Annotated in this window: 14 protein-coding genes; 4 read left to right on the top strand and 10 right to left on the bottom strand. The window is 71.0% G+C overall.

Annotated elements, in window-relative coordinates; genetic code table 11:
• Positions 1 to 94 precede the first annotated feature (94 nt).
• Positions 95 to 292: a DUF8691 family protein gene (locus tag P2Q00_RS05415; protein ID WP_275770089.1), complete on the top strand. Its 198-nt coding sequence runs from the start codon at positions 95 to 97 to the stop codon at positions 290 to 292.
• Between the two features lie 90 nt (positions 293 to 382).
• On the opposite strand, the gene P2Q00_RS05420 is transcribed toward P2Q00_RS05415, so the two are convergent.
• The 8 genes from P2Q00_RS05420 to P2Q00_RS05455 all read right to left on the bottom strand — a co-directional run bounded on the left by P2Q00_RS05420 (position 383) and on the right by P2Q00_RS05455 (position 6,250).
• Positions 383 to 685: an SHOCT domain-containing protein gene (locus P2Q00_RS05420; RefSeq protein ID WP_275770091.1), complete on the bottom strand. Its 303-nt coding sequence runs from the start codon at positions 683 to 685 to the stop codon at positions 383 to 385.
• A 49-nt stretch (positions 686 to 734) separates the two neighbouring features.
• Positions 735 to 1,184, bottom strand: coding sequence for a DUF6325 family protein (locus P2Q00_RS05425; protein ID WP_275770092.1), 450 nt, complete (start codon positions 1,182 to 1,184; stop codon positions 735 to 737).
• Between the two features lie 41 nt (positions 1,185 to 1,225).
• The gene (locus P2Q00_RS05430) at positions 1,226 to 1,654 is read right to left on the bottom strand and encodes an SHOCT domain-containing protein (RefSeq protein WP_425579494.1); all 429 of its coding nucleotides are present in this window, start codon (positions 1,652 to 1,654) and stop codon (positions 1,226 to 1,228) included.
• 71 nt (positions 1,655 to 1,725) lie between these two features.
• Positions 1,726 to 3,111 carry an anaerobic sulfatase maturase gene (locus P2Q00_RS05435; protein ID WP_275770093.1) on the bottom strand — a complete coding sequence of 462 codons (1,386 nt, stop codon included), beginning with the start codon at positions 3,109 to 3,111 and terminating at the stop codon, positions 1,726 to 1,728.
• An 84-nt stretch (positions 3,112 to 3,195) separates the two neighbouring features.
• Entirely contained in the window at positions 3,196 to 3,597 is a 402-nt protein-coding gene (locus P2Q00_RS05440; protein ID WP_275770094.1) for an SHOCT domain-containing protein, read from the bottom strand.
• Positions 3,598 to 3,738: 141 nt separating this feature from the next.
• Positions 3,739 to 4,998, bottom strand: coding sequence for a hypothetical protein (locus P2Q00_RS05445; RefSeq protein WP_275770095.1), 1,260 nt, complete (start codon positions 4,996 to 4,998; stop codon positions 3,739 to 3,741).
• A gap of 147 nt (positions 4,999 to 5,145) precedes the next feature.
• A complete protein-coding gene (locus P2Q00_RS05450) occupies positions 5,146 to 5,757 on the bottom strand; it encodes an HdeD family acid-resistance protein (RefSeq protein WP_275770096.1) in 612 nt (203 codons plus the stop codon).
• 64 nt (positions 5,758 to 5,821) lie between these two features.
• Entirely contained in the window at positions 5,822 to 6,250 is a 429-nt protein-coding gene (locus P2Q00_RS05455) for a DUF7144 family membrane protein (protein WP_275770097.1), read from the bottom strand.
• A gap of 158 nt (positions 6,251 to 6,408) precedes the next feature.
• On the opposite strand from P2Q00_RS05455, the gene P2Q00_RS05460 reads away from it, so the two are divergent.
• Both P2Q00_RS05460 and P2Q00_RS05465 read left to right on the top strand, forming a co-directional pair.
• The gene (locus P2Q00_RS05460) at positions 6,409 to 8,760 is read left to right on the top strand and encodes an arylsulfatase (RefSeq protein WP_275770098.1); all 2,352 of its coding nucleotides are present in this window, start codon (positions 6,409 to 6,411) and stop codon (positions 8,758 to 8,760) included.
• Positions 8,761 to 8,895: 135 nt separating this feature from the next.
• Entirely contained in the window at positions 8,896 to 10,215 is a 1,320-nt protein-coding gene (locus tag P2Q00_RS05465; protein ID WP_275770099.1) for a cation:proton antiporter, read from the top strand.
• Here P2Q00_RS05465 and P2Q00_RS05470 read toward each other — a convergent pair.
• On the bottom strand, positions 10,205 to 11,617 hold the full coding sequence (locus tag P2Q00_RS05470; RefSeq protein WP_275770100.1) for a DUF2252 domain-containing protein: 1,413 nt from the start codon (positions 11,615 to 11,617) through the stop codon (positions 10,205 to 10,207). The genes P2Q00_RS05465 and P2Q00_RS05470 overlap by 11 nt on opposite strands.
• 192 nt (positions 11,618 to 11,809) lie before the next feature.
• On the opposite strand from P2Q00_RS05470, the gene P2Q00_RS05475 reads away from it, so the two are divergent.
• Positions 11,810 to 13,078 carry a diacylglycerol/lipid kinase family protein gene (locus P2Q00_RS05475; protein ID WP_275770101.1) on the top strand — a complete coding sequence of 423 codons (1,269 nt, stop codon included), beginning with the start codon at positions 11,810 to 11,812 and terminating at the stop codon, positions 13,076 to 13,078.
• A gap of 27 nt (positions 13,079 to 13,105) precedes the next feature.
• Here P2Q00_RS05475 and P2Q00_RS05480 read toward each other — a convergent pair whose 3' ends face one another.
• Positions 13,106 to 14,107, bottom strand: coding sequence for an Acg family FMN-binding oxidoreductase (locus tag P2Q00_RS05480; protein ID WP_275770102.1), 1,002 nt, complete (start codon positions 14,105 to 14,107; stop codon positions 13,106 to 13,108).
• Between the last annotated feature and the right edge of the window lie 66 nt (positions 14,108 to 14,173).

A 14,173-nucleotide genomic window follows, 5' to 3' on the forward strand; every position in this document is an offset into this window, starting at 1 on the left:
TCACCTTCCCGGGGTGATGTCCCCCCTCGCCCGCTGCCGGAGCATGGGGGCATAGAGACAAGCAGGACCGGACGACGTCGAGAGAAGCCTGCTCATGCGCTATGAGATCCGCGTCGACGGCCAGATGTCGGACACGCTGACTGCGGCGTTCCCCGAGTTGGACTGCTTCGTCGCAACCCGCCAGACCGTGCTGTACGGCGACGTCACCGACGAGGCCCATCTGTACGGTCTGTTGGCGCGGTTCCTGTCGCTCGGACTGCACGTGGTGGAGATGCGCCAGCTTCCGCAGTGAGCAGCAGGGCACCCGTACGCACGGCTGAGCCGGCCCCTCTGCAAACTCCTCGCCCCGAGGACCTTGCAGAGGGGCCGGCCCTTTTGGCCGTCACGTGCCGAGCAGCCGCGCCTTGGCAGCGGCGAACTCCTCGTCCGTCAGCACTCCTTGGTCGCGCAGCTCGCCGAGCCGCTTGAGCTCGTCGAGCAGGGCACTGCCGGCGGAGGGCTGGGCGGCGGCAGGGGGCGGGGGCGGTGCGGCGGGTGGGGCAGCCTGCTGCGCCTGGAGCTGGTCGATGGCTGCCTGCTGGTCCGCTTCGTGCTGCTGGGTCTGCGCCGCGCGGCGTCCGGCGGCGTATGCGGTGCCGCCGACCAGAGCGCCGCGCAGCAAGGGGCGACGTCGTCCGAGAGGCATCGTCCTGTCCTTTCTGTTCGGCGGTTGTGCCTGAGCCGGAAGGGATCCGTCAGGTCGGTGTCTGCGCCGGGGCCGCGCCGCTCAGTTCGGCCTCCACCTCGGCGATCTGCTCATGGGGGATGCGCACCGTGGCCAGCAAGCGGCCGTTGTGACGACGGACCTCCTGGGCGGCCTCGCGGGCCCATACGTTCTCCACCAGCAGGGCGAGGACGGAGGTGTCCGGATCCATCACCATGGCGATCTCGTTGACGTCGTCGACGCCGACCATCCCGAGCGTGCGGCGCGCGGCGATGTCGGCAGCCACATCGCCCAGGTTCGCGATGTCCGACAGCTCCGTCCTGCCGATGTGCCCGTCCGGGCTCTTCGTCACCACCAGCGCATCGAGGATGCGGACGTCCTTGCGGCGTTCGACCTGCTCCACGGCCGCCAGGAAGGAGTCGGGAGGCTGACCGGCCGGGAACGAAAGAATGATCAGGTCGATCGGTCCGAGAGTGCTCATGCCGGGGCTCCGTTTCTTCCTCGGGCCGGGTGCGTGCGCGCTCAGTGCGACGCGAGGATCTTCGCCTTGGCCTGCGCGTACTCGGTGTCCGTGATGTCGCCGTGGTCGTGCAGTCCGGCGAGCTTGGCCAGTTCGTCCGCACTGGTCCGCTCGGCCGCGGGGGTCTCGGCGGCGGCTTCCTGGACGTAGGAGCGGAAGGCCTGGTCCTGCCTCTGCATCTGGCGCCTGTCGCGTTCGCCCATGCCGCGCCCGCGCGCGATCAGGTAGACGAAGACGCCGAGGAACGGCAGCACGCAGACCGAGATCGTCCAGCCCGCCTTGGCCCACCCGCTCATGCCGTCGTCCCGGAAGATGTCCCCGATGACCCGGAAGAGCAGGACGAACCACATGACCCACAGGAAGAACCAGAGCATGGTCATGAACGCGTTGAGGAGGGGATAGTCCACGCTTGCTTCCACGGTTGCCTCCACATGTCGGCCGCCCGGGCGGCGGTGCCAGGGTCCTACCTGCTCCACGCTGCGCCCGCCGGCCGGGCGCCACATCACCCGGCGCGGGTGGGGTACGGCCCGCGCCCGTGGCAGCGCGCCCACTTGCGCCCGCCTCCGCAGGGGCAGGGGGCGTTGTGGGGCCGCCGGGCGTCGGCGGCCGCGTACTGCCGCATGATCAGCGCGGGTGGCAGGTTCCGGCGCAGGAGCGCGGCCATGGTGCGCATCGGCAGGTCGACGTGGTGGAAGAACTCCTTGAAGCCGGGGCACAGATGGTTGAGGCCCGGCTCCCCGTCCGGCGTCACGTCGAAGCGGTCCTTGGGGCAGCCGCCATGGCAGGCGAACCGTACGTCGCACTCACGGCAGAAGCGCGGCAGACCGTCCCGCTTGTGCCGCCCGAACTCCCGCTGCTGCGGCGAGTCGACCAGCTCCAGCAGGTGCCGTTGCCCGATGTTGCCCAGCAGATACCGCGGTTCGACGAAGTGGTCGCAGGAGTAGACGTCCCCATTGTGCTCCAGGGCGAGCGCACGGCCGCAGGTCTCGGAGTGCACGCACAACGACGGTGGCGCCCCGTACCAGTTGGCCAGGGCCACGTCGAACATCTGGACGTAGACGGTGCCGATGTCGCGCCGCACCCAGTCCTCGAAGACGTCGATGAGGAAACGGCCGTACTGCTCCCCGGTGACCGAGCGCCGGGTGACCTTGTCGCCCTCCTGCCGGTACAGCGGCCGGTCCTTCGCCCGTGCTCCCCAGCCGGCGTCGGCGGCCGGGAGGTGCTGCACGGTGGTGCGTTCCACGATCGGGATGAACTGCATGTGCCGGGCGCCGCAGTCGTCGCGCAGAAATGCGTACACCTCGCGACCGTGGCCGGCGTTGGCGTCGTGGAGTGTGGTGAGCGCGTTCCACTGCACGCCCGCCTCGCGCAGCTGGGCCAGGCCGCGCATGACGCGGTCGAAGGTGGGTTTGCCGCCCTTGTCGACCCGGTAGGCGTCGTGCAGCGCGCGCGGCCCGTCGACCGACAGCCCGACGAGGAAGCCGTGGTCGCGGAAGAAGCGCGCCCATTCGGCGTCGATCAGCGTGCCGTTGGTCTGGACGGTGTTGACGATCCGCTGGCCGGGGCGGGCGTAGCGGCGTTCATACGCCAGTGAGCGGCGGAAGAAGTCCAGGCCCATGAGCGTGGGTTCGCCGCCCTGCCAGGCGACCGTGACCTCCGGTGCCGGGCCGTGCGCCTCGATCAGCTGGCGGATGTACTCCTGCAGCAGTTCGTCGGCCATCCGGAACCTGCTGCCCTCGTACAGCAGCTCCTTGGAGAGGAAGAAGCAGTACGTGCAGTCCAGATTGCAGATGGCCCCGGCCGGCTTGGCCAGCAGATGAAACGGCCGGCGCCGGAGCGCGGGGTCCGGGCGCCGGACGGTGGGTTCGGGCAGCCACACGGTGCTCATGGCCCCCAGGCTCGGGCCGCAGCGCGGCAGCAGGGTCACCCGTGGCGGGTGATGTTGCGGCTCGGAGCCCCTGTTCACCGGCGCTCAGGCCGTGAGGACCTTGTTCTTGGCCTGTTCGTACTCTGCGTCGGTGATGGCGCCCTTGTCGTGCAGTGCCGCCAGCGTGCCCAACTGGTCCGCCTTGGTGCCCTGGGCCTTCGGCGCGGGGACGGCGGCTTCCTGCACGTAGGAGCGGAACGCCCGTTCCTGGGCCTGGGCCCGGCGCATCTCGCGCTCGCCCATACCGCGCCCACGGGCGATCAGGTAGACGAAGATGCCGAGGAACGGCAGCACGCAGACGAAGAGCGTCCAGCCTGCCTTGGCCCAGCCGCTGAGCGTGTCGTCGCGGAAGACGTCTCCGAACACGCGGAACAGCAGCATGAACCACATGATCCACAGGAAGAACCAGAGCATGGTCAGGAACACGTCGAGCAGGGGGTAGTCCATGGTTGCCTCCGCACGCCGGTGGCCGCGACAAGGGCTGCGCGACCGGTGAGGGCCTGCGCCTCATACGGTGCGCCGGGCCTCTCCCTGACTGCATCACCCCGTACGGGTGGGCCATGGGTCCCGGCGCGGCACGGCCAAGTCTCAGGAGGCGTCGTGCGGTTGCGGTGGGGCCGGCCGCTCCGCGTCCAGCGCGGCACGGCCGCCGGCCGCGAGCAGGGCCAGGAGTGCCAGGACGGCGAGCAGGACGAGGCAGAGCAGCAGGATCGTGAGCGCGGTGGGGTGGTTCCACAGCGCGAAGACCAGAGCCACGATCAGCAGGGCGGCCAGCGCGATCCACCGGCGGTGGGTCTCCGCCCAGACGCCGGCCTTTCCGGTGCGGACCTCGTGCGCGTATGCCCAGGTGGCGGCGGAGTCCGCGGTACGTTCCGAGGCGCTGCGGATCGCCACCGGGAGCCGTCCGGGACCGATCAGGTAGGCGCCGAGCGCGATCACGATCCCGAGCACGATCGCCGTGCGCAGACTGAGCCGCAGGAAGTGCAGCAGGGTGTCGAAGACGGCTGCCGCGGCCGCCTCCGACTGCACCTGGGCCGGGAGATGGTCCAGGTAGTAGTGGCGCACGACGACCAGGACGATGGCCACCAGCAGACAGGCGAAGGCCGCGCCGAGTGCGGTTCGGGCGAGGGCGCGCCGCCTGCGGCGGGCCAGGAACACCCCGGCGGCGCCGATCAGGACGACGAGAACGGGGAACCAGTTACCGATCACGTCCAGCGCATGTGCGCCCTTGCGGATCTTGCCGAGCTGGTCGGAGTGGAACAGCACCATCTGCTTGTTGACGTCGGGGATCTTCGCCGCCGGAGACAGACCCGCGGAGACCAACTGCTGTTTCACCTGGTCGACTACGGTTCCGACGTCCAGGGTGACCGTGCCGTCGCTGACGCCCACCGCGCCGCGGCCCTCCCCGGTGAGCGCGTGCACCACGGCGTTGTGGGCGCTTCGGTTGGCGTTCGTCCACACCTTGGCGAAGGCGTCGCTGTGCACCACCCGGGTGGCGACCTTCGTCACCGCGTTGTCGGTGGCGGTGTCGATCTGCGGTCCCAGCCCTCGTACGGCGGCGGTGGCCCGTGGCGGCAGGCCCTGGGAGTGCAGCCAGTCGGCGAGTTCCCCGGCGGCCCGGGCGCCGTCGACACGTACGTCCGCCGCCTTGGAGATCCGGTTGACGGCCGCGTCCTGGATCGCCGGGTCGGTGGCCAGCGGGGAGACCGTGGCCACGTACCGGTCGGTGTCGAGCACGATGTCGCTGACCCACACCGTGAGGAGCGCGACGGGGACGAGGATGCAGGTCAGCACGATCAGTACTGCGGAGGCCGTCGCGCGGACGATCCTCCCCGGCGGGGGGCTCATGCGGACTCCAGCTTCTCCGGCGGCGTTCTCCTTCCTCTCCATTGCCGCCGCGCACCCCGGAAAGCGCACGTCAGGCGGGCCCGTACGAGTGAGGATCCGGGCCGGTGGTGCAGGCAGTCCGCCTCCGGACCAGGGCGTGGGCGCCGATCACGGCGGCGACCTGTCCGCAGCGTGAGCGGCGCGCCGGCCGGCCGATCGCAACGCCAGCGCCACGGCGACCTCCGCGACACCGAGCAGCACCAGCCACAGGCCCAGCAGACGGGCGAGCGCGACGGCCGACTCGGCCGGGTAGCCCAGTACGACGATGCCGGCGACGACACCGAGGACGCCCGTGCCGAACATGAGGCCACGGTGTGCCCGGTCACGGTCCGCGATCGCGATGTACACCGTCACCATCCCCGACAGCAGCCAGAACACCCCTACGACCAGGGACAGCGCGGCGATGGTCTGCAGGGGGTGGCGCAGGCACACCACCCCCACCAGCACGGACCCGAAGGCCAGCAGGACCCGCATCAGCCGGCTGCCGCCGTCCCGGTTGGAACGGGAGAAGGCGGAGACGAACGCGAAAACGCCGCCGAGCAGGAAGTGCAGACCGATCACGACGGCCAGCACATGCAGGGTCTCCTGCGGCCAGACGAGCACGATGACGCCCGGGATCAGGGTCGCCAGGGCCCAGCCGAGCGCCCACAGCCAGGCGTCCCCGATGTCCGCGAGGACGTCCTGGGCGTCGGCCGGTGAGGCCGTGGGTGTCGAGGTCATGGTGTCGCCTCCGACGTCGAGTGCGGGACGGCCCCCGGACCGACTCCTCGTGGCGGTGCGGTCCTCACATCCGCTGATCCGTGACGTCGTCGCGCCGCACCACGCACAGCGCCCAGATGATGAACCCGAACATCGCGATCAGCGTCAGCGACCAGAACGGGTAGTAGGGGACGGACAGGAAGTTGGCGACGATCAGCAGCGAGGCTATGCCCACACCCGCGACCCTTGCCCAGGTGGCCGTCGTGAACAGGCCGAGGCTCACTATCACCGCGACCGCCCCGAGGGCGAGGTGGATCCAGCCCCAGCTGGTCAGGTCGAACTTGAAGACGTAGTTGGGGGTGTTGACGAAGACGTCGTCGTTGGCGATCGCCATGATGCCGCGGAAGATGTCGAGGAAGCCGGAGATGAACAGCATCACCGCGGCGAACACCGTAAGACCGGCAGCGGCGGCCAGCGTGCCGGGCGAGCGCTGATGAGTAGCGGTGGTGGCCATGGCCGCCTCCATTCCTCACGGGGGCTGCTGCTCGCAGCCTTTCACCATCGAGCCTGCACCCGGCGGACCGTTCCGTGATCACCCGGGGAGGGTGAGGCCGCGCCGGTTCCTCCCTGCTGTGCTGGGCGTGCACCCCCCACAAGCCCGAGGAGGCCGAGATGGCGCATGAGTTCCGGGGGAGGATCGCGCAGGACATCCGCGACTCGGTGCCCGACTGGGAGCCGTACCGGGAGCCACAGGCACCGGACGGGGCACCCAACGTCCTGTACATCGTCTGGGACGACGTGGGCTTCGGGACCTTCGACTTCTTCGGCGGCCTGGTCAGAGCCCCGGCGATGCGCCGCATCGCGGACGCCGGGGTGCGCTTCACCAACTTCCACACCACCGCCCTGTGCTCGCCGACCCGGTCCTGCCTGATGACCGGCCGGAACGCCACCAGCAACGGCATGGCGTGCGTCACCGAGATCACCAACGGGTTCCCCAACAGCAACGGCCGCATCCCGATGGAGCACGCCAACATCGCCGAGGTGCTGGTCGAGCGCGGCTGGAACACCTACTGCGTCGGCAAGTGGCATCTGTGCCCGTCGGAGGAGGCCAACATGGCCTCCGCCAAGCGCCACTGGCCGCTCTCCCGCGGCTTCGAGCGGTTCTACGGCTTCCTCGGCGGCGAGACCGACCAGTACTACCCGGACCTGGTGTACGACAACCACCCGCACGAGGTGAAGCAGACTCCGGAGCAGGGCTACCACCTGTCGAAGGACCTGGCCGACCGGGCGATCGAGTTCATCCGCGACGCCAAGGTCATCGCGCCGGACAAACCGTGGTTCACCTATCTGTGCCCCGGCGCCGGACACGCCCCGCATCACGTACCGCGCGAGTGGGCCGACCAGTACCGGGGCGTGTTCGACGACGGCTACGAGGTGTACCGCGAGCTGACCCTGCGGCGTGAGATCGAGCTGGGGATCATGCCCGAGGGCACCGAGCTCACCCCCGTCAATCCGCACGGCGAGCCGTATGCGCTCGGCCCCGGCGGGACGCCCTGGCCGGCCGGTGAGTTCGTCCGCCCCTGGGAGACCCTGAACGACGGCGAGAAGCGCCTGTTCGCCCGCATGGCGGAGGTCTTCGCCGGGTTCGTCTCCTACACCGACGCCCAACTCGGCCGTGTTCTCGACTACTTGACCGAGTCGGGGCAGCTGGACAACACCATCACGGTGGTGGTGTCCGACAACGGGGCAAGCGGTGAGGGCGGCCCGAACGGCTCCCTCAACGAGAACAACTTCTTCAACGGCGTGCCCGACGACATGGCGGACAACCTGCGACACCTGGACGACCTGGGCAGCCCCAAGACGTACAACCACTACCCGACGGGGTGGGCCTGGGCCTTCGACACGCCCTTCAAGTACTGGAAGCGGTGGGCCTCCTACGAGGGCGGCGTCGCAGACCCGATGTTCCTGTCCTGGCCGGCCGGCATCCGCGCCGCGGGCGGGATACGGCACCAGTACGCGCATGCCATCGACCTCGTGCCGACCCTGTACGACCTGCTCGGTGTCGACCCGCCCGAGACGGTCAAGGGCTACCGGCAGAGCCCGCTGCACGGCGCGAGTCTGCGCGGCGTCCTGGCGGACCCCGCGGCGCCCGACCCCCGCGACACGCAGTTCTACGTCATGCTCGGCACCCGCGGCATCTGGCACGACGGCTGGCACGCCTCGGCCCTGCATCCGCCGGCGCCGTCCGGCTGGAGCAGCTTCGACGACGACACATGGGAGCTGTACCACCTGCGGGAGGACCGCGCCGAGGCCCGCGATCTGGCCGCCGAGCACCCGCGTCGACTCGAGGAGCTCAAGCGGCTGTGGGCGCAGGAGGCCGAGCGCTACAACGGGCTGCCGCTCGACGACCGTACGGCGATCGAGATCTTCAGCACGCCACGGCCTCAGCTCTCCGGGGCCCGCGACCAGTACGTGTACTACCCCGACTGCGCCGATGTGCCCGAGTCGGTGGCGGTCAACATCCGCGGCCGGTCCTACACCCTCGCCGCCGACGTCCGTCTCGACACCCCGGAGGCCCGCGGCGTCCTGTTCGCGCAGGGCGGCCGGTTCGGCGGACACAGCCTCTATCTCCTCGACGGACGGCTGCACTACGTCTACAACTGGCTCGGCCGGATGGAACAGAAGGTCCACTCGCCCGACCGGGTGCCGATCGGCGACCACATTCTGTCCGCCGCCTTCCGCGCCGACGACCGCAAGGACGACGGCCTCACGGTCGGGACCCTGACCCTGCGCGTCGACGACCGCGAGGTGGGGACCATCCGCGTCAGGACCCAGCCCGGGATGTTCTCCGCCGACGGCGAGGGTCTGTGCGTGGGCCGCGACAGCGGCCAGGCCGTCTCCGCGGACTACGACCCGCCCTTCCACTTCCTGGGCGGCACCATCCGCCGCGTGGTGGTCGACGTCAGCGGCCAGCCCTTCGCCGACCTGGAGAAGCAGGCCAGCGGAGCGTTCATGCGCGACTGAGCGCTCCCCTGGCCGTGCCGTCGGTCCTCTGCGGCGCCGTCGTGGCTGGTCGCGCCCGCGCGGCGGAGCCGCATATCGATACAGCCCCGCGCCCCTTACGGGGCGCGGAAGGGCTGCCGGAAGGAGGGCGGCACGGTGAGCAGTGGTGCCTGGACCGTGGTGGCCGTGGCGGGTGTCACCGCCGCGTACGCCCTCGGTTCGCGGCGGCTGTCGACCACGCCCGTCTCCTCGGCGATCGTGTTCACGGGATGCGGCATCCTCATCGGTCCCGCCGTCCTGGACGTCGTCGACATCGAGCATGCCGCCGCGCCCCTCACAGCGCTGCTGGAAGCCGCCCTGACCCTGGTGCTGTTCACCGACGCCATGACCGTCCGGCGACGCGACCTGGCCTTGGGCGGCTTCCTGCCCGGTCGGCTGCTGGGCATCGGTCTCCCGCTGAGCATCGCCGCGGGCTGGCTGCTGGCCTGGCCGCTGGTGCCGGGGCTGACCGTATGGGAGCTGGCCCTGGTGGGCGCGATCCTCGCCCCCACCGACGCCGCTCTGGGCAAGAGCGCCATGTCCGATCCCCGGGTGCCGGCGCTGGTCCGCGAGGGCCTCAATGTGGAGAGCGGCCTCAACGACGGCATGGTGCTGCCGTTCTTCGTCGTCTTCCTCGCGGCCATCCCCGGCACGTCCTACGCACACGAAGGCGTGGCGGGCACCTTCTGGCGTGCCCTGCTGCTCAGCAGCGCCCTGGGCCTGCTGGTCGGCGGTTGCGGCGGGTGGCTGCTGCAGGTGGCCCGGGCCCATGGCTGGGTCGACGGGGAGTGGCGACAGGTCCTTGTCCTCGCCGTCGCCGCGGCCTCGTACGACCTGGCTGTGCTCACCGACGGCAGCGGCTTCATCGCCGCCTGGGTCGCCGGATTCGCCTTCGGATACGCCCTTCGGCGCTTCCCCGCCACCACCGGCAGCGAGCCGGCGGAGCCGGAGAGCGGGGACCGCACGTCCGAGTTCGCCGAGAATCTCGGGAGCCTGCTGGCGTCGCTCAGCCTGATGGTCTTCGGCGCGGTACTGCTGGGACCGGCGCTGCAGCATCTGACCTGGAAGATCGTGCTCTATGCCGTGCTCAGCCTGACCGTTGTGAGAATGCTTCCCGTGGCCGTCTCGTTGACCGGCAGCGGGCTGCGCCTGCCCACGGTCGCGTACGTCGGATGGTTCGGTCCGCGCGGTCTCGCCTCTGTCGTACTGGCCCTGCTCGTGGTGGAGGAGCATGTGCCGGGGACGGAGGCGATGGGCCGGGTGGTCGCCGCGACCGTTGCGCTCAGCATCCTGCTGCACGGTGTGTCGGCCGTGGCGCTCGCCGGGCGGTACGGCGCCTGGTTCCGGCGCGCGACCGCCGCCGGGCGTGAGCTGCGGGAGGGCACTGCGGTGCCGGAGAGCCCGGCTCCGTCCGCCGGGCCCGGCGTTACGCGGTGAGGTCGGTCCTCGCCGTCACATGTCCTGCGGCCACGGCATCGGCCAGCGCCTGGTGATCGCGCTCGTTCTGATCGGCGTAGTCGTCCGCGAACTCCGCCAGCGCCCGGTCGAAGGTGTCGCCGCGACCGAGATAGGCGCCGATGGCGATCGGATCGCCGGACCGGGCATGGGCGCGCGCCAGTGAGGCGCCGCACAGCCGGCCGAAGAGCGCCAGGGCCGCGGGATCCATGGTCTCGGGCCGGGCGATGCCCTTCCAGTCCCGCAACTGCCGTACGTAGAAGTCGCGTTCGCGGCCGTCGATCCCGATGACGCGTTCCCAGCCGAGGAAGATGTCGCTGGCGGCCTGCATCAGCCGCTGCCCGGCCACCACCCGCTCGCCCTGGTTCTCGTACGCGCTCGCGCCGCTGTACGCAGCGAGGACCGAGTTGCCTGCCTCCTTGGCCTGCAGCAGCAGCGGATCCTCGTCGTCACGGCCCAGCAGCAGAATGATCCAGCAGCGGGTGCCGACACTGCCGACGCCCACCACCTTGCGCGCCATGTCGACCACATGGAACCGGCCGAGGAGGTGCTGCCGCTCCGACGACAGGGTGGTCGCGTAGTCCGCGACCAGGGCGTACAGGGTCCGCTCCAGTTCGTCGCGTTCGGTTCCGGTCAGGAGCTCGTGGAGCGGAGTGATCAGCGGAGGGTCGGAGATGATCCGGGGCGCACCGTCGACCAACCGGGTCAGCTTCCCGAAGGCCTGCAGGCCGGTCCGCGAACGGGCCTTGGCCGATGCGGTGTCGACCCGCCGACGCTCGCTGCGGCTCAGCCGCTCGGAGAGGATCGCCTCGACCTGGGCGGCGTCGTCGCGGGCGTACCAGACGTCGAGGGTGTGCATCCCCGCGAGTTCCCGCATCCGCTCGCGGTAGGACCGGACGCTCTCGCGCACGATGGTGGCGGAGTCCTCCGCCGGGAACGAGTTGGCGCGGCCGGCGATCACCAGGCTGGCGGCGAGCCGTTTGACGTCCCACTCGAAGGGGCCCGGCAGGGTCTCGTCGAAGTCGTTGATGTCGAAGACCAGATGCCGCTCGGGGGAGGCGAGCAGCCGGAAGTTCAGCAGATGGGCGTCACCGCACAGTTGCACCGTGAGCCCGGTGTGCGGGAACGCGCCCAGATCGGACGCCATGATCGCCGCTGCGCCACGGTAGAAGCGGAACGGCGATTCGAGCATCCGGCCGTACCGGATGGGGACCAGTTCCGGGACGCGGGCGGCGGACTGCCGCTCGATGATGTCGACGGGATCGGGCCGCTTGGCGTCCGGCTCGAAACCGGCGTGAGCGGAGCGCGGCAGGGTGGCCCGCGTTGCCTTGCCCAGCGCAGCACGCTCGGAAGCGGACGAAGGACTCTCGTTCATCGTGACCATGACCGTCCCTCCTTTCTCGCATGGTCGCGGCTCGCTGCCCGCGTGGGATCACCCCCGGCAGGTGATGTGCAGCCGGGGCCCGGGCGCTGTGATGCCCCTGTGTGCAGTGCCGAGAGCCCGGCTCGGACGGCCGGTACGAGCGATCGTCGCCCTGGGGCGGTTCAGAGGTGGACGGCTCGTCTGGCGTTGCTGGTGGCCACCGCCGCGATCGCGCTGCTGCTCGCGGCTGCCGGTGCCAAGAGCGTTGCCCTGCTGCTCGTCGGACTGGCCGGACTTGCCGTCACGGCGGCCGCCGTGTGGTGGGCGCTCACCCATCACGGCCTGCTCCGTGTGCTTGCCGCCGTCCTGGCCGCGGTGGTGCCGCTCGCGGTGCTGCTGTACTACGCCGCAGTGGACCTGCTGTGGGCGGCCCTGTCGGCCCTCGCTCTGTGGGCCGTGGCGATGGTGACAGCACGAGCCGCCCTCAGCACGGACGTGCCTCCCGAGGTGCCACGAGACCACCGCACGCCACCGCCGGAATCGCCGTTCCTCATCATGAACCCCCGCTCGGGCGGCGGAAAGGTCGGCAGATTCCACCTCGCGGAGCGGGCCCGGGCACTCGGCGCCGAGGTTGCCGTGCTGGACCCCGCTCACCCGCAGGACGTCGCCGAGCTGGCCCGCCGGGCCGTGGCCGAGGGCGCGGACCTGTTGGGAGTCGCCGGCGGGGACGGCACCCAGGCGCTGGTCGCAGGGGTGGCCGCAGAGCACGACGTACCGTTCATGGTGATCTCGGCGGGCACCCGCAACCACTTCGCCATGGACCTCGGCCTGGACCGTAGCGACCCCTCGACGTGCCTGGACGCCCTCACTGACGGAGTCGAACTCCACATCGACCTCGGGTTCGTCTCCGACCGCGTCTTCGTCAACAACGCGTCCTTCGGTGTGTACGCACAGGTCGTGCAGAGCCCCGCCTACCGTGACGACAAGGCGCGCACGATCCTCCAGGAGCTCCCGGAGCTGCTGACCCATCAGTCGGGCCCGCGACTGACCGTCCGCGCCGCCCATGTGCTCGTCGACGCGCCCCAGGCGGTGCTGGTCAGCAACAACCCCTACCAGGCGGGGGATGCCGTCGGCCTCGGCCGCCGCGCGCAGCTGGACTCCGGCGCCCTCGGCGTCCTCGGTGTCAACGTCGACAGCGCGGCCCAGGCGGTCGACCTGCTGCGCGGCCGGCACGCCCGCGGACTCACCGCGCTGACCGCGGACGAGGTGGTCGTCGACGCCGACGCCCCCGAAATCCCGGTCGGCGTGGACGGCGAGGCCCTCATGCTGCGCACCCCCGTCACCTGCCGCATCGCACCGGGCTCACTGCGCGTACGCGTACCCCGCGGCCGACCGGGAGTGCCCCGGGCGAAACCGCCGAGGGACTGGCGGGCCCTGCGCCGACTGGCCTTCGCGCGCCGTACCGGGGCCGGGGCGGGCTGACCGCGGCCGCTCGCCTGCGGGAACCGGCTATCGGTTCGGCACCTGCGCGTCCAGCACCGCATGCGGGGCACGACGCGGGGTGGCGGGGCCCTCCGGGCCGTAGCCGAGCCGGATCAGCATCTGTGCATGACCGGTGTGGTGGGGGTCAGGGCTGAGGAAGCTGCGCAGGTCGGGCCATTCCATCGGCTGGTGCAGCAGGGACGCACGCAGTCCCAGGGCGGTGGCAACCAGCAGGACGTGTTCGAGTGCCTCTCCTGCGCGCAGCCAGTCAGTGCGCCGGTCGTGCTCGGTCCTGAGCAGGGCGATGGCCGGGGCGGTCTCGAAGTCCTGGGCGGGCAGCCGCGCGGGGTGGCGTGCGGCGGTGAAGTCCCGCATGGGGATGCGTTCGCGGGCGTCCTGTGGGCCGAGTGCCGTCTGCGGGACGCCGGCGTCGAACGGGCTGCCCGCGTCCCGGTGCACCCAGCGGCGGCTCTCCGTGCCGCGGTCGGCGTCGGTGCGGTTGCGCTGCTCGGCCTCCGCGGTCACCCGCAGCAGACGTACCGTCTCGGCGGCCTCGGGGAAGGTCAGTGTGGCGCCTTCCGCGTGGGCGGCCTCGGCGAGTTCAGTGCGTGCCTGCGGCGGCAGGGGCCTGGCGGAGAACGGGAAGCGGCTGCTGTGCCTGCGCCAGATCGCCGGGTAGAGGTCGCCGCGGTGTTCGGTGCCGTGCCGGCCGCTCGATCCGGTGGGCCGGACGACGGCGAGCAGGCCGGGGTCGTCCGGGCGGGGCAGCAGCCGCACGACGGGCGACCAGCCGAAGTGGGACACCGCGACGCGGAGGTTGAAGACGGACGCACCCACCGAGAGATGCAGTGCGCGGCCGGCCGGATCGGCATGACGCAGGCTGCGCTCCGGGTCGGCGCGCACCTCGAAGGCGACGGTGTCGGGGTCCAGCTTGAAGCGCCAGGGCTGCGTGTTGAAGAACGACGGCGCGGCCACGGCGGCCGCCACACAGGCTTCCAGGGTCTCGGCGTCGAGAGGCACGGATGACATGGCGCCCTCCTCCCGCACGGGTTCGGAACCGGTAGGGATGTCCTTTCGAGGGTGGGCGCCCGGCGG

This window comes from Streptomyces coacervatus (assembly GCF_029223485.1).
Taxonomy (GTDB): domain Bacteria; phylum Actinomycetota; class Actinomycetes; order Streptomycetales; family Streptomycetaceae; genus Streptomyces; species Streptomyces coacervatus.

Excerpts from the sequence above, each read along its gene's own strand:
- P2Q00_RS05415 (WP_275770089.1), top strand. The coding sequence starts at position 95 with ATGCGCTATGAGATCCGCGTCGACGGCCAGATGTCGGACACGCTGACT.
- P2Q00_RS05420 (WP_275770091.1), bottom strand. The coding sequence starts at position 685 with ATGCCTCTCGGACGACGTCGCCCCTTGCTGCGCGGCGCTCTGGTCGGC.
- P2Q00_RS05425 (WP_275770092.1), bottom strand. The coding sequence starts at position 1,184 with ATGAGCACTCTCGGACCGATCGACCTGATCATTCTTTCGTTCCCGGCC.
- P2Q00_RS05435 (WP_275770093.1), bottom strand. The coding sequence starts at position 3,111 with ATGAGCACCGTGTGGCTGCCCGAACCCACCGTCCGGCGCCCGGACCCC.
- P2Q00_RS05440 (WP_275770094.1), bottom strand. The coding sequence starts at position 3,597 with ATGGACTACCCCCTGCTCGACGTGTTCCTGACCATGCTCTGGTTCTTC.
- P2Q00_RS05445 (WP_275770095.1), bottom strand. The coding sequence starts at position 4,998 with ATGAGCCCCCCGCCGGGGAGGATCGTCCGCGCGACGGCCTCCGCAGTA.
- P2Q00_RS05450 (WP_275770096.1), bottom strand. The coding sequence starts at position 5,757 with ATGACCTCGACACCCACGGCCTCACCGGCCGACGCCCAGGACGTCCTC.
- P2Q00_RS05455 (WP_275770097.1), bottom strand. The coding sequence starts at position 6,250 with ATGGCCACCACCGCTACTCATCAGCGCTCGCCCGGCACGCTGGCCGCC.
- P2Q00_RS05460 (WP_275770098.1), top strand. The coding sequence starts at position 6,409 with ATGGCGCATGAGTTCCGGGGGAGGATCGCGCAGGACATCCGCGACTCG.
- P2Q00_RS05470 (WP_275770100.1), bottom strand. The coding sequence starts at position 11,617 with ATGGTCACGATGAACGAGAGTCCTTCGTCCGCTTCCGAGCGTGCTGCG.
- P2Q00_RS05480 (WP_275770102.1), bottom strand. The coding sequence starts at position 14,107 with ATGTCATCCGTGCCTCTCGACGCCGAGACCCTGGAAGCCTGTGTGGCG.